18 protein-coding genes and 1 tRNA gene are annotated in these 21,807 nt (G+C 69.0%); 3 read left to right on the forward strand and 16 right to left on the reverse strand.

The annotated features are described in order from the left end of the window. Nucleotides 1-13 precede the first annotated feature (13 nt). Nucleotides 14-1,108: an ROK family glucokinase gene (locus GVV77_RS13055; RefSeq protein WP_159619022.1), complete on the reverse strand. Its 1,095-nt coding sequence runs from the start codon at nucleotides 1,106-1,108 to the stop codon at nucleotides 14-16. A 114-nt stretch (nucleotides 1,109-1,222) separates the two neighbouring features. Here GVV77_RS13055 and GVV77_RS13060 point away from each other — a divergent pair, with 114 nt between their 5' ends. Further along, entirely contained in the window at nucleotides 1,223-3,067 is a 1,845-nt protein-coding gene (locus GVV77_RS13060; RefSeq protein WP_246199806.1) for an AMP-dependent synthetase/ligase, read from the forward strand. 117 nt (nucleotides 3,068-3,184) lie between these two features. On the opposite strand, the gene GVV77_RS18505 is transcribed toward GVV77_RS13060, so the two are convergent. Next, entirely contained in the window at nucleotides 3,185-4,861 is a 1,677-nt protein-coding gene (locus GVV77_RS18505; RefSeq protein WP_159619024.1) for a nucleotide-binding protein, read from the reverse strand. Nucleotides 4,862-4,981: 120 nt separating this feature from the next. After that, complete coding sequence (locus GVV77_RS13070) at nucleotides 4,982-8,389, reverse strand: pyruvate carboxylase (protein ID WP_159619026.1); 3,408 nt, start codon at nucleotides 8,387-8,389, stop codon at nucleotides 4,982-4,984. Nucleotides 8,390-8,655: 266 nt separating this feature from the next. On the opposite strand from GVV77_RS13070, the gene GVV77_RS13075 reads away from it, so the two are divergent. Next, nucleotides 8,656-9,489, forward strand: coding sequence for a ParA family protein (locus GVV77_RS13075; protein ID WP_159619028.1), 834 nt, complete (start codon nucleotides 8,656-8,658; stop codon nucleotides 9,487-9,489). A gap of 261 nt (nucleotides 9,490-9,750) precedes the next feature. Here the strand turns inward: GVV77_RS13075 and GVV77_RS13080 are convergent, their stop codons facing one another. The 5 genes from GVV77_RS13080 to gcvH form a co-directional block, all read right to left on the reverse strand. Then, a complete protein-coding gene (locus GVV77_RS13080) occupies nucleotides 9,751-10,344 on the reverse strand; it encodes a MerR family transcriptional regulator (protein ID WP_120169733.1) in 594 nt (197 codons plus the stop codon). 175 nt (nucleotides 10,345-10,519) lie between these two features. After that, nucleotides 10,520-11,020 (reverse strand): bifunctional nuclease family protein, encoded by a 501-nt coding sequence (locus GVV77_RS13085; protein ID WP_159619030.1) that lies wholly within the window; start codon nucleotides 11,018-11,020, stop codon nucleotides 10,520-10,522. 7 nt (nucleotides 11,021-11,027) lie between these two features. Beyond that, nucleotides 11,028-11,777, reverse strand: a complete 750-nt coding sequence (ftsR, locus tag GVV77_RS13090; protein WP_159619032.1) for a transcriptional regulator FtsR — start codon at nucleotides 11,775-11,777, stop codon at nucleotides 11,028-11,030. 8 nt (nucleotides 11,778-11,785) lie between these two features. Further along, the gene (locus GVV77_RS13095; RefSeq protein WP_159619034.1) at nucleotides 11,786-12,280 is read right to left on the reverse strand and encodes an FHA domain-containing protein; all 495 of its coding nucleotides are present in this window, start codon (nucleotides 12,278-12,280) and stop codon (nucleotides 11,786-11,788) included. A 75-nt stretch (nucleotides 12,281-12,355) separates the two neighbouring features. Further along, nucleotides 12,356-12,742, reverse strand: coding sequence for a glycine cleavage system protein GcvH (gcvH, locus tag GVV77_RS13100; protein ID WP_120169741.1), 387 nt, complete (start codon nucleotides 12,740-12,742; stop codon nucleotides 12,356-12,358). Nucleotides 12,743-12,974: 232 nt separating this feature from the next. Between gcvH and GVV77_RS13105 the strand changes: the two genes are divergently transcribed. After that, the gene (locus GVV77_RS13105) at nucleotides 12,975-13,589 is read left to right on the forward strand and encodes a hypothetical protein (RefSeq protein WP_159619036.1); all 615 of its coding nucleotides are present in this window, start codon (nucleotides 12,975-12,977) and stop codon (nucleotides 13,587-13,589) included. 138 nt (nucleotides 13,590-13,727) lie between these two features. On the opposite strand, the gene GVV77_RS13110 is transcribed toward GVV77_RS13105, so the two are convergent. The 8 genes from GVV77_RS13110 to GVV77_RS13145 form a co-directional block, all read right to left on the reverse strand. Beyond that, a tRNA-Pro gene (locus GVV77_RS13110) sits at nucleotides 13,728-13,801 on the reverse strand. Nucleotides 13,802-13,871: 70 nt separating this feature from the next. Further along, nucleotides 13,872-15,419, reverse strand: coding sequence for a ribosome biogenesis GTPase Der (gene der, locus GVV77_RS13115; RefSeq protein WP_159619038.1), 1,548 nt, complete (start codon nucleotides 15,417-15,419; stop codon nucleotides 13,872-13,874). Nucleotides 15,420-15,448: 29 nt separating this feature from the next. Further along, the gene (cmk, locus tag GVV77_RS13120; protein WP_133404884.1) at nucleotides 15,449-16,150 is read right to left on the reverse strand and encodes a (d)CMP kinase; all 702 of its coding nucleotides are present in this window, start codon (nucleotides 16,148-16,150) and stop codon (nucleotides 15,449-15,451) included. Continuing rightward, on the reverse strand, nucleotides 16,147-17,262 hold the full coding sequence (locus tag GVV77_RS13125; RefSeq protein WP_159619040.1) for a prephenate dehydrogenase: 1,116 nt from the start codon (nucleotides 17,260-17,262) through the stop codon (nucleotides 16,147-16,149). Before GVV77_RS13125 ends, cmk begins: the two co-directional genes overlap by 4 nt. A 3-nt stretch (nucleotides 17,263-17,265) precedes the next feature. Beyond that, a complete protein-coding gene (locus GVV77_RS18395) occupies nucleotides 17,266-18,699 on the reverse strand; it encodes a pseudouridine synthase (protein ID WP_159619042.1) in 1,434 nt (477 codons plus the stop codon). A gap of 24 nt (nucleotides 18,700-18,723) precedes the next feature. Beyond that, nucleotides 18,724-19,389 (reverse strand): SMC-Scp complex subunit ScpB, encoded by a 666-nt coding sequence (gene scpB / locus GVV77_RS18400; protein WP_425483366.1) that lies wholly within the window; start codon nucleotides 19,387-19,389, stop codon nucleotides 18,724-18,726. 154 nt (nucleotides 19,390-19,543) lie between these two features. Next, nucleotides 19,544-20,476 carry a segregation and condensation protein A gene (locus GVV77_RS13140; protein WP_159619046.1) on the reverse strand — a complete coding sequence of 311 codons (933 nt, stop codon included), beginning with the start codon at nucleotides 20,474-20,476 and terminating at the stop codon, nucleotides 19,544-19,546. Between the two features lie 12 nt (nucleotides 20,477-20,488). Further along, complete coding sequence (locus tag GVV77_RS13145) at nucleotides 20,489-21,373, reverse strand: ParA family protein (protein WP_159619048.1); 885 nt, start codon at nucleotides 21,371-21,373, stop codon at nucleotides 20,489-20,491. Nucleotides 21,374-21,807 lie beyond the last annotated feature (434 nt).

Here is a 21,807-nt window from a genome sequence, read left to right on the forward strand (position 1 = left end):
CGCGGGAGGCTTCCTAGCGGCCGCGCGGCAGCGAGCGGGAAAGGTCCGCCGCCCCGATCAGGCCGGCCGACGGTCCCAGGGCAGCCGCCTCGATGGCGGCGGCCGGCCGGAAACCCCTCCCGGTGAGGTTGCGGGCGAAAGCCCGGCGGGCCGGTCCGAGGAGGAGCCCGCCGGCCTCGCTCAGTCCGCCGCCGATGACGAAGGTGCCCGGGTCCAGTGCCGCCGCGAGGTTGGCAAGTCCCAGCCCGAGCCACTGCCCCACCTCCTCGACCAGCTCCTGGCAGGCAGGATCCCCGTCGAGGGCAAGCCGCGTCACCAGCGCCCCGGTGATAGCCTGGACATCCCCACCGACTGCCGCTCGGAGCGACTGCGCCACGGGCGAGTTCGCCGCCGCCAGCTCCCGTGCCTCCCGGCCCAGCGCGTTGCCCGACGCGTACTGCTCCCAGCAGCCCCGGTTGCCGCACTCGCAGCGGTGGCCGCCCGGCACTATGACCTGGTGACCGAACTCCCCGGCCACGCCGTGACGGCCGCGCTCCACCCGCCCGTCAAGGATCATGGCCCCGCCGATGCCGGTCCCAAGCGTCACGCACACCAGCCGGGGCTCGCCGCGGCCGGCGCCGAACCGCCATTCCGCCCACGCGGCAGCGTCGGCGTCGTTGACAACGGTCACGCGCCGCCGGAGCAGTTCCTCGAGATTGCTGCGCAGCGGCTCGTTGCGCCACGCCAGGTGGGGACTGAAAAGCACGGTCCCGTTCGAGAGGTCCATCCAGCCGGCGGCGCCGATGCCGATCGAGCGGATCCGGTGCCCCCGGCCCAGTTCAGCCACGAGGTCGACGATGACGGCCTCCACCTCGCGGGCATCGCTTCCCGGTGTGGACCGGCGGGCCTGCGCGAGGAGGCGTCCGGAGCCGTCGACGACGCCCGCGGCGACCTTGGTCCCACCGACGTCAATGCCGATGGCGAGTCCGCGCCGGGCCGCGGGAAGCCCGGCGCGTCCGGCCCGGCCGGGCAGTCCGGCCCGGCGGACCGACCGCGGCTGCCCTGCCGCCCAGGGCGGTGCGCCGCGGCGCCGCGGGTAGGACGACGCCGGCTCCGCTCCAGCTGCCATCTCGTCCTCCTTCAGGATCCCGCGGCGGGAGCCGGTGCGCATTTTCCTCCACCGTTATCAATTCGTACATTACTGGACAGTAACGGGGACTGCGGCACCCTATAGTCTATGAAAATGCCTGTAGTCGTCGGCGATATCAAAGGAGCTATTGTGCGCGAAATCAGCGTTCCCGTCCTAGTGGACGTCCCCCGCAACAGCAACACTACCGACCTCGTGGTGCGGCAGGCGGAAAAGGCGTCGAACCCGGCCCTGTTCTCCGTCCAGGACGCAGCAGGCCAGTGGCGGGACATTCGCGCCACCGAGTTCCGCGAGCAGGTCGAGGCCGTCGCCAAGGGCCTGATCGCCTCGAACGTCAATCCGGGTGACCGGGTGGCAATCATGGCCCGCACCCGCTACGAGTGGGCCCTTGCCGACTTCGCCATCTGGTTCGCCGGCGCCGTCCCGGTTCCGGTCTACGAGACCTCCTCGCCGGCACAGGTCGCGTGGATCCTCTCCGACTCGGGCGCCGTGGCCGCCTTCGTTGAGTCGGCCCGGCACGAGAACGTCGTCCGTGAAGCCGCCGCCTCCGAGAGCACGACCGCCCTGACCCACGTGTGGCAGTTCGACGGCAACGGACTCGAAACCCTCCGGACCGCGGGAACCCTCGTCGAGGACTCGACCCTCGCGGACCGCCGGTCGCTGGCGAACCTCGACGACATCGCGACCATCATCTACACATCCGGCACCACGGGGCGCCCCAAGGGGTGCGAGCTTACCCACGCCAACTTCGTCGAGCTCTCCGAAAACGCCGCCGCCGCGCTGTCCGAGGTCGCCCACGAGGGTGCGCGCACCATCATGTTCCTGCCGCTGGCGCACGTCTTCGCCCGGTTCATCTCGGTGCTGTGCGTCGCTGCCGGAGCGACGGTCGCCCACACGGCGGACGTCAAGAACCTGCTGCCGGACCTGCAGAGCTACCAGCCAAGCTTCATCCTGGCCGTGCCCCGGGTCTTCGAGAAGGTGTATAACAACTCGATGCTCAAGGCCGAGGACGGCGGCAAGGGCAAGATCTTCCACGCCGGCGCCGACGTCGCCATCGCCTGGTCGAAGGCCGACCAGGCCGGGAAGGTCCCGCTGGCGCTGCGCGCCAAGCACGCCCTGTTCGACCGGCTGCTCTACCGCAAGATCCGGGCTGCCATGGGCGGGAAGGTCGAATACGCCGTCTCTGGCGGGGCGCCGCTGGGCGACCGGCTGGGCCACTTCTTCCACGGCATCGGCCTGCTGGTCCTTGAGGGCTACGGGCTCACCGAGACCACGGCGCCGCTCACGGTGAACACCCCGCGCAAGGTCAAGATCGGCACGGTCGGCGCTCCGCTGCCGGGCAACGCCGTCAAGATCGCCGACGACGGCGAGATCCTCGCGAAGGGCGTCGCGGTGCTTCGGGGCTACTTCAACCGGCCGGACCTCACGGCGGAGAACTTCATCGACGGCTGGTTCCGCACCGGTGACATCGGCGAACTCGACGCCGACGGGTACCTGAGCATCACGGGCCGCAAAAAGGAAATCATCGTCACGGCCGGCGGCAAGAACGTGGTGCCCGCGATGCTTGAGGACACCATCCGCGCCAACGCCATCGTGTCGCAGTGCGTGGTGGTCGGCGACCAGCGGCCGTTCATCTCGGCACTGATCACCCTCGACGAGGAGGCCCTGCCGGGCTGGCTCGAGCGCCACCAGCTGCCGGCCGGCACCACCATGGAGGAGGCTGTCAGCCACCCGGCCGTGCTGGCCGAGATCCAGACCATTGTCGACGAGGCGAACAAGACGGTCTCCCAGGCCGAGGCCATCAAGGTGTTCCGGATCGTCCCCTCCGACTTCACGGAGACCAGCGGCCACCTCACGCCGTCCCTGAAGATCAAGCGCTCCCAGGTCCTCACCGACTACTCCGACATCGTCGAAGGGATCTACGCCACCCCCCGCGTGTAGGGAGCCGAGCGCCGTCGAAAACGACCGGCGGACCTCATAACGACGAACGCACCCGAATTATCGGGTGCGTTTGTCGTTTTCGGTGCGTGCGTCAGTTTCCGGCGGCGGCCGCAGGCCTCAGTCGTGCAGTTCGTCGACGACGAGCGCGGCCAGTTCGATCACCGCGTTGCGGGTGGCCGGCTGCAGCTTCGCCAGGTCGATGCGTGAGCCTTCGGCCAGATGCCGGTCGTACGGGATGCGCACCACGGTGCCGACCCGGGAGAGGAAGTGCTCCTCGATCTCCCCGACCCTCACCTGCGTTCCGTTGCCCGAGGAAAGATTGATCACGACGATGGCCTTGGCCACCAGGTCGTGCCGGCCGTGGGCCTCGAGCCAGGACAGGGTCTCCGAGGCAAGCCTCGCCTCGTCGACGCTTCCGCCGGAGACGAGCACCACCGTGTCCGCCTTCTCGAGGGTTCCCTTCATCACCGAGTGCACCATTCCCGTGCCGGAATCGGTGAGCACGATGGAGTAGTACCGGCCGAGGATGTCGGTGACGGCGCGGTAGTCGGCATCGTCGAAGGCCTGCGCCACCGCGGGGTCGGTGTCCGAGGCCAGGACGTGCAGCCGGGAGCCGTCGCGGGTGACGTAGTGGGCAAGCTGAGCGAAGGAGTCGACCATGAACCGGTTTTGCACCAACTGGCGGGCGGTGAAGTCGGCGCGTCCCGGGGAACGGTCGGACAGCGTTCCCCGGTCGGGGTTGGCGTCCATCGCGATGATGCGGTCCTCGCGCATATCGGCGAGCGCCATGCCGAGGAGGGTGGTGACGGTGGTCTTGCCGACGCCTCCCTTGCGGGAGAGGACCGGCACATAGCGGGTGTGCCCGCCGAGGCGGACGGCGATCCGGTGTTCGGTCGCCCTGCGGATCCGCACCGCGTCGGAGTCGCCGAGGTTCACGTAACCCAGCGTCGCCGAGTAGAGCCAGCGCCGCCAGCCGCCGGAGGGAGGCCGCTCGGTGCCGGTCAGCAGGCGGTCGGCGGTCAGGGCGGACGCCGGTTCCGGCCCGGTTTCGCGCACGCGGCGGGCGCTGGGCGGCTCCTCGGCGGCGGAATCTCTGGTCCCTGGGGCGGCACTGCCGGCCGGCTCCCCCGCGGAAGGCTCGGCGGACCCGCTGGGGCGCCACCCGGTGGGCTCGGCGGACACCGGGATGGAGAGGAGGTTCGGCGCGGAGGTGGCCCCGATCTCCGGAATGAGCGTGGGCGGCAGCGGTGCCTGGATGACCGGGACCGGGCCGACCTGCACCCCGCCGTTCCACAGGGCAGCGGTCGAGGCCTCCGGAACCGCCGGCAGCGCATCCGTTCCGTTTCCCGGCTCGGCGCCGGGCCCGGCGTCCTGCCCGGACGCGGCCGGGAGGGCCGGGGACTGCGGAGGCGCGGCCGGGGCCCCGCCCGGGGAGGGCGCTCCGACGGCGGGATCCTGGCCCGAGGCAGGGAACCCATCAGAGGGGCCCTCGTCACTGGAGGGCACACCGGTGGAGGGCACGTCGGTGGAGGTTGCGGCGCCGGCGGCGGGGACCGTACCGGCGGGGGTTTCCCCGCGGGCCGATGATCCCGCGCCGGAAACTGTGTCCACGTCTGATGCCTTCGCCGCGTCCGAGGCCTTCGCCTTGGTCTTGCCGGCCGGGGCCGGACCGGCTGTCCCCCTGGCCGCCGTCCCGGATCCCTCTGCCTCCCCTGCGCCCTGCCCCGGCTCGGCGGCGGCGTCCGGTTGTGCCGGGTCGGGTGGTGTGGGACTTGAGGGGGATTTCGAGACCATGGTTCCTCACGGGGTTGGGTACGGGCCGGGCGCGCCGGGAGGCGCGGGGCATCAACGATGAACTCTAGCGCAGCGCCTCCGGACCGGGACGGGCCGCGTCCCGGTCCGGAGGCCGAACGCTCAGGCGGGGCTGATGACGACGAGCAGGTCTCCGCCCTGGACCTGCTGGGCGCCGTCGGCCGTGATGCGCTGGACGGTGCCGGCCGTCGGAGTGGTGATGTTCGCTTCCATCTTCATCGCCTCGATGGTGGCGACGGTGTCACCGGCGCTCACCGTCGCACCCTCCGCAACGGTCACCGTGACCGCGCCGGCGAAGGGTGCCGCGATGTGGCCGGCATTGGACGGGTCGGCCTTTTCCGCGGCCTTGACGTCGCTCTGGACGCTGAGGTCGCGCACCGAAACGGGCCGCATCTGGCCGTTGAGGGTGCACATCACCGTGCGCAGTCCCTTCTCATCGGCGTCCGAGACGGCCTCGAGGGTCGCGATCAGCCTCACGCCCTTCTCGAGCTCGATGACGTGCTCGCCGCCCTGCTGCAGTCCGTACAGGTAGTCGGCAGTGTTCAGCACCGACACGTCGCCGTAGGTCTCCCGCGTCCGGGTGAAGTCCGCGGCCGGCCCGGGGAACAGCAGGCGGTTCAGCGTGGCCCGCCGCTGGGCGGAATCCCCGGCCAGTGCCTGCTCGTCGGCGGACTCCAGGTCAACGATGCGCGGCTTCACGGCCCGGCCCTGCAGCGCCTTGGAGCGGAACGGTTCGGGCCAGCCCCCCGGCGGGTCGCCGAGTTCGCCGTTGAGGAACCCGATCACCGAGTCGGGGATGTCGTAGTTCTGCGGGTTCTCCTGGAAGTCGGCCGGGTCGGCGTTCGCGCCGACCAGCTGGAGCGCCAGGTCGCCGACCACCTTGGAGGACGGGGTGACCTTGACCAGCCGGCCGAGGATCCGGTCCGCCGCGGTGTACATGTCCTCGATCGCCTCGAAGCGTTCGCCGAGGCCCAGGGCGATGGCCTGCTGCTTGAGGTTTGACAGCTGTCCGCCCGGGATCTCGTGCCGGTACACCCGTCCGGTCGGGCCCGGCAGCCCGGACTCGAACGGCGAGTACGTCCGCCGCACGGCCTCCCAGTAGGGTTCGAGGGAGCTGACCGCGTCAAGGTCGATCCCCGTATCCCGCGGAGTGTGGGCGAGCGCTGCCACGAGTGCCGACGCGGAGGGCTGGCTGGTGGTGCCGGCCAGCGGGGCGCTGGCGGTGTCGACGGCGTCCACCCCGGCGTCGATGGCGGCAAGGAGCGTCGCGAGCTGCCCGCCGGCGGTGTCGTGGGTGTGGAGGTGGACCGGCAGGTCGAAACGCTCGCGGAGGGCGGTCACGAGCTTCGCGGCCGCGGCGGGACGGAGCAGCCCCGCCATGTCCTTGATGGCCAGGATGTGCGCGCCTGCGGCGACCATCCGCTCGGCCAGCCCCAGGTAGTACTCGAGGGTGTAGAGGGTTTCCTTCGGGTCGAGCATGTCCGCGGTGTAGCACAGGGCCACCTCGGCCACCGCCGTGCCGGTGGCCCGGACGGCGCGGATCGCCGGTTCCATCTGGGACACGTCGTTGAGCGCGTCGAAAATCCGGAAGATGTCGATGCCCGAGGCGGCGGCCTCCTTGACGAAGGCCTCGGTCACGGCCTCCGGGTACGGGGTGTAGCCGACGGTGTTTCGCCCGCGCAGGAGCATCTGCAGGCAGATGTTGGGAATCTCCCGCCGCAGCGTATCGAGGCGGTCCCACGGATCCTCCCCGAGGAAGCGCAGGCCGACGTCGTAGGTGGCACCGCCCCAGGCCTCAACCGACAGCAGCTGCGGGGTCAGGCGTGAGACCGACCCGCCGGCGGCCGCGAGGTCGCGGGTGCGCACCCGGGTGGCGAGCAGTGACTGGTGGGCGTCCCGGAACGTGGTGTCGGTGACGGCGACGGCCTCCTGGGCGCGCAGCCGGGCGGCGAATCCCTCCGGGCCGAGCTCCTGCAGCAGCTGGCGGGACCCGGGCGGCAGGTCCTGCCCGCCCTCGGGCGCCGTGGGCAGCTTTTCCCGCGGGTCGAGGTGGGCCGGGCGCTCTCCATTGGGCTTGTTGACCGTGACGTCGGCCAGCCAGGTCAGCAGCTTGGTCCCCCGGTCCGCCGGGACCCTCGCGGTGAGCAGCTCGGGGCGTTCGTCGATGAAGGAGGTGGCAACGTTCCCGGAGATGAAGTCAGGGTCGTCGAGCACGGCCTGCAGGAAGGAGATGTTCGTTGAGACCCCGCGCACCCGGAACTCCGCCAGCGCCCGGCGGGCACGGGTGACCGCCGTGGGGTAGTCCCTGCCCCGGCAGGTCAGCTTTACGAGCATGGAGTCGAAGTGCGGGCTGATCTCCGCGCCCGCGTACACGGTGCCGCCGTCGAGGCGCACGCCCGCGCCGCCGGCTGAACGGTAGGCGGTGATCCTTCCGACGTCGGGGCGGAACCCGTTGGCCGGATCCTCGGTGGTGATCCGGCTCTGCAGGGCGGCCCCGCGGAGCTGGACCGTCTCCTGGCTCAGGCCGAGGTCGGCCAGGGTCTCCCCTGCCGCGATCCGCAGCTGGGACTGGACGAGGTCGACGTCGGTGACCTCCTCGGTCACCGTGTGCTCGACCTGGATGCGGGGGTTCATCTCAATGAACACGTGCTGGCCGGCGCGCTCACCCACGGTGTCGACGAGGAATTCGACCGTACCGGCGTTGACGTACTTCAGGGCCTTGGCGAAGGCGACGGCGTCGCGGTACAGCGCCTGGCGGATGGAGTCGTCGAGGTTCGGCGCCGGTGCGATCTCGATGACCTTCTGGTGGCGGCGCTGGAGGGAGCAATCGCGCTCGAAGAGGTGCATCACGTTGCCCTCGGCATCCGCCAGGATCTGCACCTCGATGTGGCGGGGGCGCAGCACCGCCTGCTCGAGGAACATCGTCGGATCGCCGAAGGCCGATTCGGCCTCGCGCATTGCCGCCTCAAGCGCTCCCGGGAGGGCCTCGCGGGTGTCAACCCGGCGCATCCCGCGTCCTCCGCCGCCGGCGACTGCCTTGGCGAAGACCGGGAAGCCGATTTCGTCCGCCGCCGCGGTCAATTCGTCGAGGTCCGCGCTCGGCCTCGAGGATTTCAGGACCGGGATGCCGGCCTGCCGGGCGGCGTCAAGGGCCTTGACCTTGTTGCCCGCGAGTTCGAGCACGTCGGCGGGCGGCCCGACGAAGGTGATGCCCGCCTCGGCCGCGGCCCGTGCGAGGTCCGGGTTCTCGGAGAGGAAACCGTACCCGGGGTAGATGGCGTCGCATCCTGATTCCTTCGCGACGCGCACCACCTCGGCGACGTCGAGGTAGGCGCGCACCGGGTGGCCCTGCTCCCCGATCAGGTAGGCCTCATCGGCCTTCTGCCGGTGGATGGAGTTGCGGTCCTCGTATGGGAACACGGCGACGGTCTTGGCTCCCGCCTCATGCCCTGCCCGGAAGGCCCTGATGGCGATTTCGCCGCGGTTTGCTACAAGAATCTTGGAGAACATGCCGCTCCTGCTTATTTACGATGAATATGCTGGGGAATGTGCCGATAATTCGGTGGTACGCCGTGCGGGGAAGGATTGCGTGGTTTCAGCACGAGCCTACAGTCGGTTGACCACACCCGCTCAAATTGCGTCCGAATACTGGCCGCAGGACGCGGCGCGGCATGCCGGACGGAATTACCTCCCGCGGGACCATACAATAGGGAAGCGCATCAGTGCCGCTGTGCCCGCAGCCGGAATTCCCGCGATTTAAGGTAGAGGTCCAACCAGTGCAAGTAGTGAGTATCAGCAGCCTCAAAGGCGGCGTGGGGAAAACCTCCGTGACCCTGGGGCTGGCATCGGCGGCACTCGCAGCTGGCATCTCGACCCTCGTGGTCGATCTTGACCCGCATGCCGATGCGACAACGGGCCTCGGCGTCCGCGCCGGTGGGCAGCTGGACATCGGCCGGCTCCTGAAGAACGCCCGCCGCGCCGACCTCGCGGCCAACACCGTGCCCAGTGGGTGGGTCGGGACGGCGATCGAGCAGAACCTGGCCGGCTCCGGCGTGAAGCCGGTCCTCGACGTCGCCATGGGCTCGGCCTTCTCGGGCATCTACGACCGCCCGGACCTTGGGCGCCGCGACCTGCGCCGCCTCTCTACGCTGCTCTCCCGGGTGACCGGCTACGGCCTGGTCCTCATCGACTGCCCGCCCTCGCTCAACGGACTCACCCGGATGGCCTGGACGGCGAGCAACAGGGTGCTGCTGGTGGCCGAGCCGGGCCTGTTTTCGGTGGCTGGCACCGAACGCACAATGCGCGCGATCGAACTGTTCAAGGCCGAGTACGCGCCGGGCCTGCAGACCGCCGGGATCGTGGCGAACCGGGTGCGTTCCTCCTCGAACGAGCACACCTTCCGTCTGGCGGAGATGAAGCAGATGTTCAATGACCTGCTGCTCAGCCCCACGATTGCCGAACAGGCCAACTGGCAGCAGATCCAGGGCGCGGCGCACGCGGTCCATCACTGGCCCGGCGAGTCGGCCCGGCAGGCCTCGGAATACTTCGACGAACTGCTGCGCTCCCTGGTGGGCGCCGGCCGCCTGCGCAGCCGCGTCGCCCGCCGCTGACCGCGCCGCGGAGCAAACACAGGCTAAAAAGAACAACCGCTAAGCAGAACAACCGCTGAGTCAGGCCGCTGACTTACGTCACCTCTCCGGGAAACGGCTGACCCGGGAAAACACCTCGAACAGGGCGATACCCGCTGTCTGATGCTCTACGGGGAGGGCGCTGTCAACGCGAGCCCACCGATGCGCGGGTGAGGGGAAGAGGATGCAGCCCGGCGGAGGCCGGTAAATCCGGCCGCTCGCCGAGGAAGGCCGGGGGCGGCCCTAGCCGATCCGGCGGGCCGTGCGGCGCTTGCTGAGCTCGTCGTCAGGGAAATCCTGGTCGGCCGCGTGCTCGCTCGGGAGCGCGGCGAGGCTTCCTTCGACCTCACGCCACACCCGGCCGACCGCGATGCCGAAGACGCCCTGCCCGCCCTGGACCAGGTCGATGACCTCGTCGGCGGAGGTGCACTCGTAGACGCTGGCGCCGTCGCTCATGAGCGTGATCTGGGCGAGGTCCTCAACGCCGCGTTCGCGCAGGTGTTCGACGGCGGTGCGGATCTGCTGGAGTGAAACCCCGGTGTCGAGGAGCCGTTTGACGACCTTGAGGACGAGGATGTCGCGGAAACCGTAGAGCCGCTGCGTGCCGGATCCTGAGGCTCCGCGGACGGCCGGTTCGACGAGTCCGGTGCGGGCCCAGTAGTCGAGCTGGCGGTAGGTGATGCCGGCGGCCTTGCACGCGGTGGGGCCGCGGTATCCGGCGTCTTCGTCGAGCACGGGGAGATCTTCGGTGAACAGGAGGCCCTGGGCGCTCGAGGGTATGCCAGTGCCCGCCGCTGCCGGGCTTTTCAGCTTACCGGCGTCACCCTTCGGACTCACGCGTGCCTCCTCATTGGGTTCCCGGGGAAGTAGCCTCTGGAGGCCGGATCTCAGGGCTCTGTTACAGTGTGCCCCGAGTTCCTCTCCGTTGCAATGGGAACCGTATGCTTTGACGTTAGATCGCGCGGGACACAAGGTCAAAGATGCGGGCCTCGAAGATTTGCGTGTCGGGCGGTCAGGGCTCGAAATCCTCGGGCTCGACGTCGGCGAGGAATTCGCGGAACTGCTTGAGTTCCTTCTCGGCCGTTTCCTGATCGCCGGTTTCCTCGTCGTCGGCCTCGGGGTCGGCGATCTCCACACCGGCTGCATCGAGGACCTGCTCCGCGCAGTAGATGCTGCAGGGGACGCGCAGGGCGACGGCCAGGGCGTCGGAGGCACGGGAGCTGACCCGGGTACCGTCGTCGAGCACGAGTTCCGCGTGGAAGACGGTGTCCTGCACTGCGACGATGCGAACCTCGGTGATGGCACGCCCCGCGGCGGCGACAACGCTGACGAGAAGGTCGTGGGTCATCGGCCGGGGCGGGACGATGCCCTGCTGGACGAACGCAATGGCACTGGCCTCAGGTGCCCCGATCCAGATGGGGATGTGCCGCTCCCCCGTCAGTTCCTTCAGCAGCACAAGGGGCTGGTTGGAGGGCAGCTCAATTCGAACTCCGACAACTTCGACTTCGATCATGGCCGGCCTAACTGTCCATTCTGGCTATCTGAGAGTAAACCAGGGCGCTGTGAAGGTTGAGGCACAATTCGCTGATCTCGCGGGCGGTTTCGGCCGCCCGGGCCTTCGAGGCCACGTCGCGGCGGGAGGCCACCGGGGCGACGACGCGTTCGACCAGTCCGAGCTCGCGGTCGGCGGCGGCCCGGAAGGGGCGCAGGTGGCGGGGTTCGATGCCGTGGCTCTCGAGCTGGACGCAGGCCTGGGTGACCTTCAGGGCATGCTCGTCGAACCGGCCCTCCACCGGGGCGATCAGCCCGAAGCTGACCAGGTCGTCGACCAGGCGGCGGGGGGCCTTGGCCTCGGCCGCGAGGGTCTCCGCGGTGAGCCTGCGGGCGTGGGAGCTGAGCTCGCGGGCCAGCTGGTCCGAGACCATCCGCGGGGACAGGCTCATTCCCCCGGGCAGCGACTCGGGCCGTTCACCGCGGTCGATGGCGTCGACGTAATCCTTGATCACCTTCAGCGGCAGGTACTGATCGCGCTGAAGGGCAAGGACGAACCGCAGGCGCTCGACGTCGGTGGGAGCGTATTTGCGGTACCCGGCACGGGTGCGCTGCGGGCTGATCAGTCCCTTTTCCTCAAGGAACCGGATCTTGGACGCCGTGACCTGCGGAAACTCCGCCGCCAGCTCCCGCAGCACTTCCCCGATATTGAGGACTCCGGGGCCGGGATGGGCCGGGGCGATGCCGACGCTGCGCCGGCTGGGCTGGGGTGTCGGCATGAAGTGGATCAGGCCTGTGCCGCGGGCTGGGAGGGCGTCTGGCCGGCCATGGTGGCGCGGGCGGCGTAGAAGGTAAGCCGGAACTTGCCAATCTGGACCTCGTTGCCGCTGCGCAGCACCACGCTGTCCACGCGGTCGTTGTTCACGTAGGTGCCGTTGAGGCTCCGGGTGTCGACGACCATGAACCCGTGGGGGGTGCGGCGGAACTCGGCGTGCTGCCGGGAGACGGTGACGTCGTCAAGGAAGATGTCGGCATTGGGGTGGCGCCCGGCCTTGGTGACGTCCTCATCCAGGAGGAACCGCGCTCCGGCGTTGGGGCCGGAATGGGCCACAAGGAGGGCGGAGCCTGCCGGCAGCGCTGCCACCGAGGCCTGTTCCTCCTTGGTGAGGTGCCGCTCAACCTCCGCGAAGGCTGCCTGCGGAGGCAGGCCGATCGTCGTAGTTTCCGGGGACTCCTCGTGGTGCCCTCCGACGTTTACGGCTGCGCTATCGTCGCCAACCATTGGTGTTTCCTCCCACATTAGGCGGCCAACCGGACAATGCCGGTTGGCCGTGAAGTACTGCCAGAGCCGGTGTGTCTAGCCTACCTGCTGTGAGTATTCCGTTGAACTCAGCAAGTCCTCGACAACCGATGCACTCTCGACCTTGATCTCCATCAGCCAGCCCTCGCCGTAGGGATCGGAGTTGATGAGGGCGGGATCGTCGTCGAGCCCCTCATTGCGTGAAACAACCTCGCCGGTGACGGGAGCGTAGATGTCGCTGACGCTCTTCGTCGACTCGACCTCCCCCACAACGTCCGCACCGGTCACCGAAGTACCGACCTCGGGCATCTGGACGTACACCACGTCGCCCAGGGCGTCCTGGGCGAAGTCGGTGATGCCCACCCGGACGATGCCGGCCGCATTGGGCTCGGTGACCCACTCGTGTTCGGCGGTGTAGTAGAGGCCTTCGGGGACGTTGCTCATGATTGCCTTTCGTCGTTCTTCGGGGGGAGGAGAGGGGCAGCGCTGCCCGAGCCGATCCTGATCGAGTATAGGCATAAATCATCGGCGGGTAGCGTGCCGTCCGGTTCGAATGAAGGCCTTATACGCTCCCCCGCGAACCTGAGGAAGTTATCCGTGCGGTACCGGATTTATTGCCCATGCGGTTTATCCCTGCCTAGGGTTAACCGCGCGATCAGGGCGGGAGGTGATCAATATGATCTCCACAAAATTGAAGACTCTCCCGGCGGCGCTGGGTGTGAGTGCGCTGCTTCTCGTTGGTTGTGGCGGGACCGGCGGTCCCGGCCCGGAGAACCCCGTCGAGGAGGTGACCCAGGACCCGACTGTGCCGGCCGCTGAGTCCGCGACAGCCGAGGCGTCCTGCGAGCCGCGCGGCGGGGAAGGAGGAGGGACCGGCGGAACCGGGACCGAAACCGAAGGCACTGGGGCCACGGATCCCGAGAGCGTTCAACCCTCGATCGGAGCCACCGGCACCGGCGCAACCGAAACCGGCGCGGCCGGAGGCGGCGAAACCGGACCCGCCGGCACCGGAGCGACCGGCACCGCAGCCACCGGCACCGATGGCACCGAAACCGGAGGCACGGGCACCGATGGCACCGAAACCGGAGGCACGGGCACCGAAACCGAGGCGGCCGATGGAACCGGCACGGGCCGGGGTACCGACGCCTGTGAGCCGACAACCGGGGCTACGGACGCCGGCGCAACCGGGACCGACAACACCGGCGGCGGGGGCACCGGGACCGAAGGCGAAGGGACCGGGCCGGAAACCGCGGGACCCGATGGCGAGGAGGAGGGCACCGGCGGCGGTTAGCCGCGGAGCGGATTTCCGGCGGCGGCCAGCGCCGGGCGGAACGGACGGCGGTCGTGAGCACACCGCTCAACACGCCGGATAACGCAGCAGGGGCCGCTTCCGGTTGTTCCGGAAACGGCCCCTGCTGTGTTTTCTCTGTCGGGATGACAGGATTTGAACCTGCGACCCCTTGACCCCCAGTCAAGTGCGCTACCAAGCTGCGCCACATCCCGATCGGTTCAACCAGCCGGTCAAACCACCTCAATTACTGTACAGCATTTTCCGGGTGGCTCCGGACAATGCTCAGCGTTTGCGTCCCCGCTTTTCCCTCACGCGCATGCTGACCTCGATGGGTGTCCCCTCGAAACCGAAGGTTTCCCGCAGGCGGCGGGTGATGAAGCGTCGGTACCCCGGGTCGAGGAAACCTGTGGTGAAGAGCACGAACTTGGGCGGACGGCTTGAGGCCTGGGTGCCGAAGAGGATGCGTGGCTGCTTGCCCCCGCGCACCGGGTGCGGGTGGGCGGCCACGAGCTCGCCGAGGAACGCATTGAGCCGCCCCGTGGGGATACGGCGGTCCCAGGACTCGAGGGCGGTGTCAAGGGCCGGTACCAGTCGGTCCTTGTGCCAGCCGGTCAGTGCGGAGATGTTGACCCGCGGCGCCCAGTCGACGTGCGCGAGGTCCTGCTCGATCTCGCGCTCAAGGTACCGGCGGCGCTCGTCGTCGAGCAGGTCCCACTTGTTGAAGGCGAGGACCAGGGCCCGGCCGGATTCGATCGCCATGTTCAGGACGCGCACGTCCTGCTCGCTGAGGACCTCATCGACGGCCAGCAGCACAACGGCGACCTCGGCCTTCTCCAGCGCCGACTGCGTGCGCAGGGAGGCGTAGAAGTCGGCGCCCTGCTGCATGTGCACGCGGCGCCGGATGCCGGCGGTGTCGACGAAGCGCCAGGTGCGCCCGCCGAGTTCGATCATTTCGTCGACCGGGTCGCGGGTGGTGCCGGCCAGCGGGTCGACAACGACGCGGTCCGAGCCGGCGAGCTTGTTCAGGAGGGATGACTTGCCGACATTGGGCCGGCCGATCAGGGCCACCCTGCGGGGGCCGCCGGTGCGTTCGATGCCGCCGTGTTCGGAGAATTCGGGCAGGATCTCAATGACCTGGTCGAGCATGTCGGCCGTGCCCCTGCCGTGCAGGGCGGAGACCGGCCAGGGCTGGCCGAAACCGAGCCCCCACAGGAAGGAGGCGTCCGCCTCGTTCTGGATGTCGTCGACCTTATTGGCTACGAGGATGACCGGCTTCTTCTTCCGGCGGAGCATCTTCACGACCGCCTCGTCGGTCGCCGTGGCGCCCACGGTGGCGTCGACGACGAGGAGGACGGCGTCGGCCATGTCGACGGCGATCTCGGCCTGGTCGGCGACGCGCGCCGCGATGCCCTTGGCGTCGACCTCCCACCCGCCGGTGTCGACGAGGGTGAAGTTCCGCCCGTTCCACTGAGCCGGGTACGACACCCGGTCGCGGGTCACCCCGGGGGTGTCCTCAACGACCGCCTCACGGCGGCCGAGGATGCGGTTGACCAGCGTCGACTTTCCGACGTTGGGCCGGCCGACGATCGCGAGCACCGGATTGAGGCGCTGTTCGGCCTCTTCGTCGTACTCCTCGTCCCCCTGGGCGAGCAGCGCGGCGTCCTCTTCGTCGAGCTCGTAATCGGCCAGCCCGGCGCGCAGCGAGGCCGCGCGCACCTCGGCTTCGGCGTCATCGAGCGCGTCGAGGTGTTCGGCGATCTGGTCGTCGCCGGTCGGTTCAAAATCAGTGTCGGGCCCGGTGGGGTCCTGGGGCGAGAGGTTCCCGCTCATGAGTGTTTTCCTTAATTCAGTCGAAACTGCTAGTGGGCGACGGTGTGGACGACGTCCAGGACGGCTTCGACCGTCTGCTCGAAGTCGAGCTCGGACGAGTCGACGGTAACGACCCCGTCGGCGGCCTGCTGGAAATTGACGACCGTCGAATCCTTGGCGTCCCGTTCGAGCACCTGCTGCTGCAGCTGGGACGAAGACTGGGTTCCGCCGAGCTGGTCACCGCGCCGCCGCAGGCGTGCCGATTCGCTGGCGGTGAGCAGGATCCGGACCTCGGCGTCGGGGGCGACGACGGTGGTGATGTCCCTGCCCTCGGCGACGATCCGGTGCCCGGCACCGGCGATCAGCGCCCGCTGGCGCCGGATCAGTTCGGCCCGTGCGCCGAGTGTCGTCGCCACGGCACTGACGGCTTCGGAGACCCGGGGTTCGCGGATCGCCGTGGTGACATCCACGCCGGCCAAGGTGACCAGCTCGCGGTCGGGGCTCGTGCTGATGTACAGCTCGATGGCCCGTGCTGCGTGCTCGACGGCGGCGGCGTCCTTGAGGTCGATCCCGGTTGAGAGGCAGTGAAGCGTCACCGCGCGGTACATGGCCCCGGTGTCGAGGTAGGCGGCGTGGAGCCGGCGTGCGGCCTCCCGGCTGACGCTTGACTTGCCGGAACCGGACGGACCGTCGATGGCCACCACCAGCGACTTCCCGAGCCGGAAGTGGGAGTGGATCGTGGATTCGCTCATTGAACGACCTTCCAGCCGCGGCCGGTAAGTGACTCCGCCAGCTCGTTTCGACGGCCGGGGACAACCCAGACCTCTGCCATGCCGACCTGGCGGCCGGGTGAATGCTCAAGGCGCAGGTCCTCGATGTTGACCCCAATGTCGCCGATTTCGGTGAGGAGGCTGGCGATCTGGCCCGGCACGTCCTCGACGAGCACCGTGAGCCGGGCGAAGGATCCCGGCGGCGTGCCGTGCTTGCCCGGGATGCGTGCCTGGCCGGCGTTTCCCTCGGCCATCAGCTGCGCCATGTCGAGACGCGCGCCGGCGGCCACGGGATTTTCGAGGGTGCCGATCAGCCGGTTGAGGTCCTCCCGCACGCCGTACAGGATCCGCACGAGCTTCTCGGCGTTCGCCGAGAGGATCTGTACCCACAGGCGGGGGTCGCTGGCGGCGATGCGCGTCACGTCCCGGAGCCCGTTGCCTGCGAGGGCGAGGGAGTGTGCGGGGGTGTCGGCGAGCCGGCTGGCAACGAGGGAGGAAAGCACCTGCGGAAGGTGGGAGATCAGCGCGACCGTCTCGTCGTGCTCCTCCGGGGACATGCGCGCCGGCACGGCTCCGAGATCCACTGCGAGGGCTTCGGCGCAGCGGACCGCGGCGGGCGAACTGGCAGGGCCCGGGCACAGGACCCAAGGCATTCCGGTGAACAGTTCGGCGGTGGCAGCCACGGGGCCGGACCGTTCCCGGCCGGCCATGGGGTGGGTGCCGACGTAGCGCTCAAGGATCGCCGGATCCCTTACCGCTGCCTCGACCCCCTGCAGGACGGCCGACTTGACGCTCGCAATATCGATGACGACGGCGCCGGGGTAGTCGGCGAGGGCCGAGGCGGCGAGCGCCGCGGCCACGTCGGGCGGGGCCGCCACGACGACGAGTTCGGGCGCGAACCCGGAGGCATCCCCGAGGGCGCGCCCGGCGCCGATATCAACGGCGACCGCCTGGGTCGACGGCGAGATGTCCGAGAGTGCGACGTCGACTCCGCGGGCGCGCAGCCCCAGGCCGATGCTCGCGCCGAGCAGGCCCGTGCCGATCACCAGCACCGGACCGGCAAGATGCGTTCCGTTGTCCCTTGCAGGTTCCATCCGCTAGAGGCCTACCGATGCAAGGAGGTGGCCGACCTCCTGGCGGCCCAGAACACGGATGCTTCCCTGCCGCTGGTCGTTCAGGCGGATCGGGCCGATCTGGGTGCGGACAAGACGCTCCACGGGGTGCCCGACTGCGTCGAACAGGCGGCGTACCACGCGGTTCTTCCCCGAGTGCAGCACCACCTCGACGAGGATGTGTCCGGGCGTGGAGTCGATGAGCTTGAAGGAATCGACCTTGGAGATGCCGTCCTCGAGCTCGATGCCTTCCTTCATCTGGGCGCCGATGCCCGGGCCCATCGGGCCGCGGACCTGCACGTAGTACGTTTTGGGCACTTCGTATGACGGGTGGGTGAGCCGGTTGGTGAGCTCGCCGTCGTTGGTGAGGAGCAGGAGTCCCTCGGTTTCGGCGTCGAGCCGGCCGACGTGGAACAGCCGCTCGTTCTTGTTCTTGTTCTTGAGGAAGTTCCCGATGCTCGGACGGCCCTCGGGGTCCTCCATGGTGGAGATGACGCCGCGCGGCTTGTTGAAGACGTAGTACTTCAGGTCCTCGTTGAGCTGGAGGCGCATGCCGTCGACGTGGATTGACACCTCGGACGGGACCACCCGGACACCGAGTTCGCGCACGATGGTGCCGTCCACCTCGACCCTGCCGTCGAGGATCATCTCCTCGCAGACGCGGCGGGAGGCGACCCCTGCCGAGGCCATGACCTTCTGGAGCCGCACGCCGTCGGGGTTGTGCATGTCGAGTTCGTCGGCGGGACGGGTGGTGCGGGCGGCCTTGGGACGGCGTACCGGACCCAGGTCCTTGCCGAAGCGCTCTCCGCCAAAGGCGCGGGGGCCCGATGGCTTCTGTCGAGGCTTCCCGCCGCCTGACTTCTTGGCCGCGTATCGGTCGGCGGCGGGGTTTCCGGTGCCACGGTAGCCGGAATCGCGCCGCGCCTCCCCCGGACGGCCAGCACCGCGTGCGTCACCGGCGGGACGGCCCGAACGCTCGCCCGTGGGACGGCCCGCACCGCGTGCATCACCGGCGGGACGGCCCGAACGCTCGCCCGTGGGACGGCCCGCACCGCGTGGATCACCGGCGGGACGGCCCGAACGCTCGCCCGTGGGACGGCCCGCACCGCGTGCGTCACCGGCGGGACGGCCCTGGGCGGGACGGCCCTGGGCGGGACGCCCTGCGGCGTGGCGGCCCTCGGTGGAGCGTCCGCGCCCGGCTCCAGCTCCCGCGCGCTGGGGGCGGTCATCACGCTGAGGGCGCTCGGCCCGCTCGTCGCGCTGGGGGCGGTCATCACGCTGGGGACGTGCGGCGCCTCCGGAGCGCTCGTAACCGCCGCCGGAGCGTCCACGGCCCGTACCACCTGTTGGCCTACCAGTGGACCTGCCGCCACCTCGAGCGTCGTTCCGTCCGGAGCCGGATCCTGGCGCCTGTGTCATTAAGAGTCCTTCTGGTCAGCGTTTTCAGTAAGTTGTGTCTTCATAGTCCCCAAGGTTTTCGAGGCCGGGCAGGTGGGGCGAGAGCCGCGGCAGCTCGGCTACGCTGCCGAGTCCTAATCTTTCCAGAAAATGCGGGGTGGTCCCATAGAGGACTGCCCCGGTCTCCGGGTCGGTTCCGACGGCGGCGATCAACGCCCGCTGGGTCAACGTGCGCACCACCGAATCGACGTTCACCGCACGGATTGCCGATACCCGTGCCCGCGATACGGGCTGGCGGTAGGCAATGACCGCCAGGGTCTCCAGCGCGGCCTGGGAAAGCCGTGATGACTGGCCGCCCAAAACGAAGGCCGAAACCACCGGAGCGAACCAGCTCCGGGAGTAGATGCGCCACCCGCCGCCGACGTTGCGCAGCTCAAAACCACGGGGTTGAGGATCATCGGCACTCTTTGGGCCCTTCACAGTATAACCGTCGTACTCCTGCTGGAGGTTCACGAGCATCGCCCGAACCTCCTCGGCGCCCACGGCGAGTGCCTGCGCAAGTTCCTGCTCGGTCACCGGATTCTCAACGACCATGAGCACCGCTTCGAGGGCCGCCTTCAGTCCACCGGGCTGTTCGGCGGCGGAAAAGGCCTCGGCCGCAGCAGCTTCTGCTCCGGTGGGGGCGGCCTCGTCGAGATCGGTACCGGTCACTGGATGTCCTTTCGTGTTGTGCTCTCCCCCGCGCTGGGCAGCTGCTGAGCCGCCGCGGGCGCGGGATCCGATGGGGCCGCCGGCTCGCGGCCGAGGGCATCCAGGCCTGGTGGCTCCAGGCCCAGCGGCTCCTGGTCCCCTGTCGGGACCAGGCTCACTGCTGCGTCGACTCCACGGTACCGGGCCCCACTGACTCCGGACCGTAACCCGCACCGAAGTCAGCACCGTAGTCAGCGCCGATGCTGTCAGCCGGGAAGGGCTCATCGCCGCCCGACCAGCGGATGCGCAGCTCCCCGAGCGGCTCGTCCTGGTCGAAGGAAACCACCCCGTCGCGGAACATCTCCAGGAGGGCGAGGAACCGCACCACGACCACCAGGGTCTCCGCGGCGTCGGCGGTGAGCTCCCCGAAGGACAGCGATCCGGCGTTCCGCAGGTGGGCCTCGAGCAGGCCTGCCTCCTCCCGGATGCTGACCGCCGATCCGTGGAGGTGGTCTACCCGCACGCCCTCCGGAACGGCCTCCCGGGGCTGCAGCGCAGCAGCAGCCAACGCCGCGAGGTCCTCCGCCGTGGTGGTCCAGACCAGGTCGGGAAGCAGCGCCGTGAAGGCCGGCTCCAGCGGGGTGTCCCGGGGGTACCTGTCCCCTTCGGTCTCGAACCGTTCGGCGAGCTGGCGCGAAATCTCCTTGAACGCCCGGTACTGCAGCAGGCGCGCGAACAGCAGGTCGCGGGCCTCAAGCAGCGCAATGTCCTCGTCATCCTCCACCTCGCCGCGCGGCAGGAGCCGTGCCGCCTTGAGGTCGAGGAGCGTCGCGGCGACAACGAGGAACTCGCTGGCCTCGTCGAGCGCCCAGGAACCGTGCTCGGCCTGCATCCTGCGGATATGGGAGATGAACTCGTCGGTGACCTCGGCGAGGGCGATCTCCGTGATGTCCAGCTCCCGTTTGCTGATCAGACCCAGCAGGAGGTCGAAGGGGCCGGAGAAGTTGGTCAGGCGGACCTCGAAGACCGCCTTGCCTGCCGCTGGCGGATTCTCCGGCAGCCCCGCCGTCAGCGGCGGAGGGTGCGCGCCCTCAGCCGTGCTGCCCATGGCGGGGGGTCATCAGGGCGCGCCGCCCCTGGCGATCAGTTCCTTGGCGAGCCTGCGGTAGGCGTCGGCCCCCGGGTGGTTGCCCGCGTAGGTGGTGATCGGCTCGGCGGCCACCGTGGCATCGGCGAACTTGATGGTGCGTTTGATCACCGTCTCGAAGACCTTCTCGCCGAAGGCCTCCACGAGCCGCGCGATGACCTCCCGGCTGTGGAGGGTCCGGGCGTCGTACATAGTCGCGAGCACACCGTCGACCTGCAGCCGCGGGTTGAGCCGGTCCTGGACCTTCTCGATGGTCTCAACGAGCAGGGCGACAGCGCGCAGGGCGAAGAATTCGCAGATCAGCGGAATGATGACGCCATGGGCGGCGGTCAGCGCATTGACCGTGAGCAGTCCCAGCGAGGGCTGGCAGTCGATCAGGATGACGTCGTAATCGTCGGAGACCTTGCGCAGTGCCCGGTCGAGCACCTGTTCGCGGGCGACCTCGTTGACCAGTTGGACCTCGGCCGCGGACAGGTCGATGTTCGCCGGCAGCAGGTCGACATTCTCGAAGGCCGTCGTGTGGATGGCGTCCCGGATGTCGACCTTGCGGTCCATGAGGACGTTGTACACCGTGACGTCGAGCTCATGGGGGTTGGTGCCGAGCCCGGCGGACAGCGCGCCCTGCGGGTCGAAATCAACAAGGAGCACGCGCCGCCCGGCCTCGGCGAGCGCGGCCCCGAGGTTGATGGTGGACGTCGTCTTGCCGACACCGCCCTTCTGGTTCACCATGGCGATGATGCGGGCTGGGCCGTGGGAATCGAGGACTGCCGGCTCGGGAAATAAGGTCACCGGACGTCCGGTCGGCCCTAGTTCAGGGGTGGCGTTCTGCAGAGTTGTGGAACCCTGTTCGCTACTCACGTATTTCTCCACGCTTCCGTTTGTATCTCTACATTGCTTTTTGAGCTAATCCTTTGGTCAACGTTACAACCGGCCGGCACGCCCCCGGTGCACGAGGACCCCGGCGGGGCGCGAGCCTTGAGGTTCAACCTGAGGTCGAAAGTTGCGGGTGGATGACCACTGTCCGGCGTGGCTCGGACTCTGGATCTGTCGGGAGTGACCGCCCGCCGGTACCTCGAGTACCTCGCCGACGGTCAGCCCGAGCGGCACGGCTCCCGGTACGAATCCCCGGTCGGCCGGAATTCGAGGACCGGTGGGCGCGATGAGGGCACTTTGTATACACAGATGCCTCGCTAAACCGTTGCGTGCCCGTGTTCTTGCGGACCACCACGTTCAGTGTATACATTGAGCGGAGGGCTGCGATCAGCACCCCCAAGCCTTCCGGGAGGACTCCG

The organism is Arthrobacter zhaoguopingii, from assembly GCF_009828605.1.
Lineage (GTDB): Bacteria > Actinomycetota > Actinomycetes > Actinomycetales > Micrococcaceae > Arthrobacter_D > Arthrobacter_D zhaoguopingii.

Excerpts from the sequence above, each read along its gene's own strand:
- GVV77_RS13055 (WP_159619022.1), bottom strand. The coding sequence starts at position 1,108 with ATGGCAGCTGGAGCGGAGCCGGCGTCGTCCTACCCGCGGCGCCGCGGC.
- GVV77_RS13060 (WP_246199806.1), top strand. The coding sequence starts at position 1,223 with ATGCCTGTAGTCGTCGGCGATATCAAAGGAGCTATTGTGCGCGAAATC.
- GVV77_RS18505 (WP_159619024.1), bottom strand. The coding sequence starts at position 4,861 with ATGGTCTCGAAATCCCCCTCAAGTCCCACACCACCCGACCCGGCACAA.
- GVV77_RS13070 (WP_159619026.1), bottom strand. The coding sequence starts at position 8,389 with ATGTTCTCCAAGATTCTTGTAGCAAACCGCGGCGAAATCGCCATCAGG.
- GVV77_RS13085 (WP_159619030.1), bottom strand. The coding sequence starts at position 11,020 with ATGATCGAAGTCGAAGTTGTCGGAGTTCGAATTGAGCTGCCCTCCAAC.
- ftsR (WP_159619032.1), bottom strand. The coding sequence starts at position 11,777 with ATGCCGACACCCCAGCCCAGCCGGCGCAGCGTCGGCATCGCCCCGGCC.
- GVV77_RS13095 (WP_159619034.1), bottom strand. The coding sequence starts at position 12,280 with ATGGTTGGCGACGATAGCGCAGCCGTAAACGTCGGAGGGCACCACGAG.
- gcvH (WP_120169741.1), bottom strand. The coding sequence starts at position 12,742 with ATGAGCAACGTCCCCGAAGGCCTCTACTACACCGCCGAACACGAGTGG.
- GVV77_RS13105 (WP_159619036.1), top strand. The coding sequence starts at position 12,975 with ATGATCTCCACAAAATTGAAGACTCTCCCGGCGGCGCTGGGTGTGAGT.
- der (WP_159619038.1), bottom strand. The coding sequence starts at position 15,419 with ATGAGCGGGAACCTCTCGCCCCAGGACCCCACCGGGCCCGACACTGAT.
- cmk (WP_133404884.1), bottom strand. The coding sequence starts at position 16,150 with ATGAGCGAATCCACGATCCACTCCCACTTCCGGCTCGGGAAGTCGCTG.
- GVV77_RS13125 (WP_159619040.1), bottom strand. The coding sequence starts at position 17,262 with ATGGAACCTGCAAGGGACAACGGAACGCATCTTGCCGGTCCGGTGCTG.
- GVV77_RS18395 (WP_159619042.1), bottom strand. The coding sequence starts at position 18,699 with ATGACACAGGCGCCAGGATCCGGCTCCGGACGGAACGACGCTCGAGGT.
- GVV77_RS13140 (WP_159619046.1), bottom strand. The coding sequence starts at position 20,476 with ATGGGCAGCACGGCTGAGGGCGCGCACCCTCCGCCGCTGACGGCGGGG.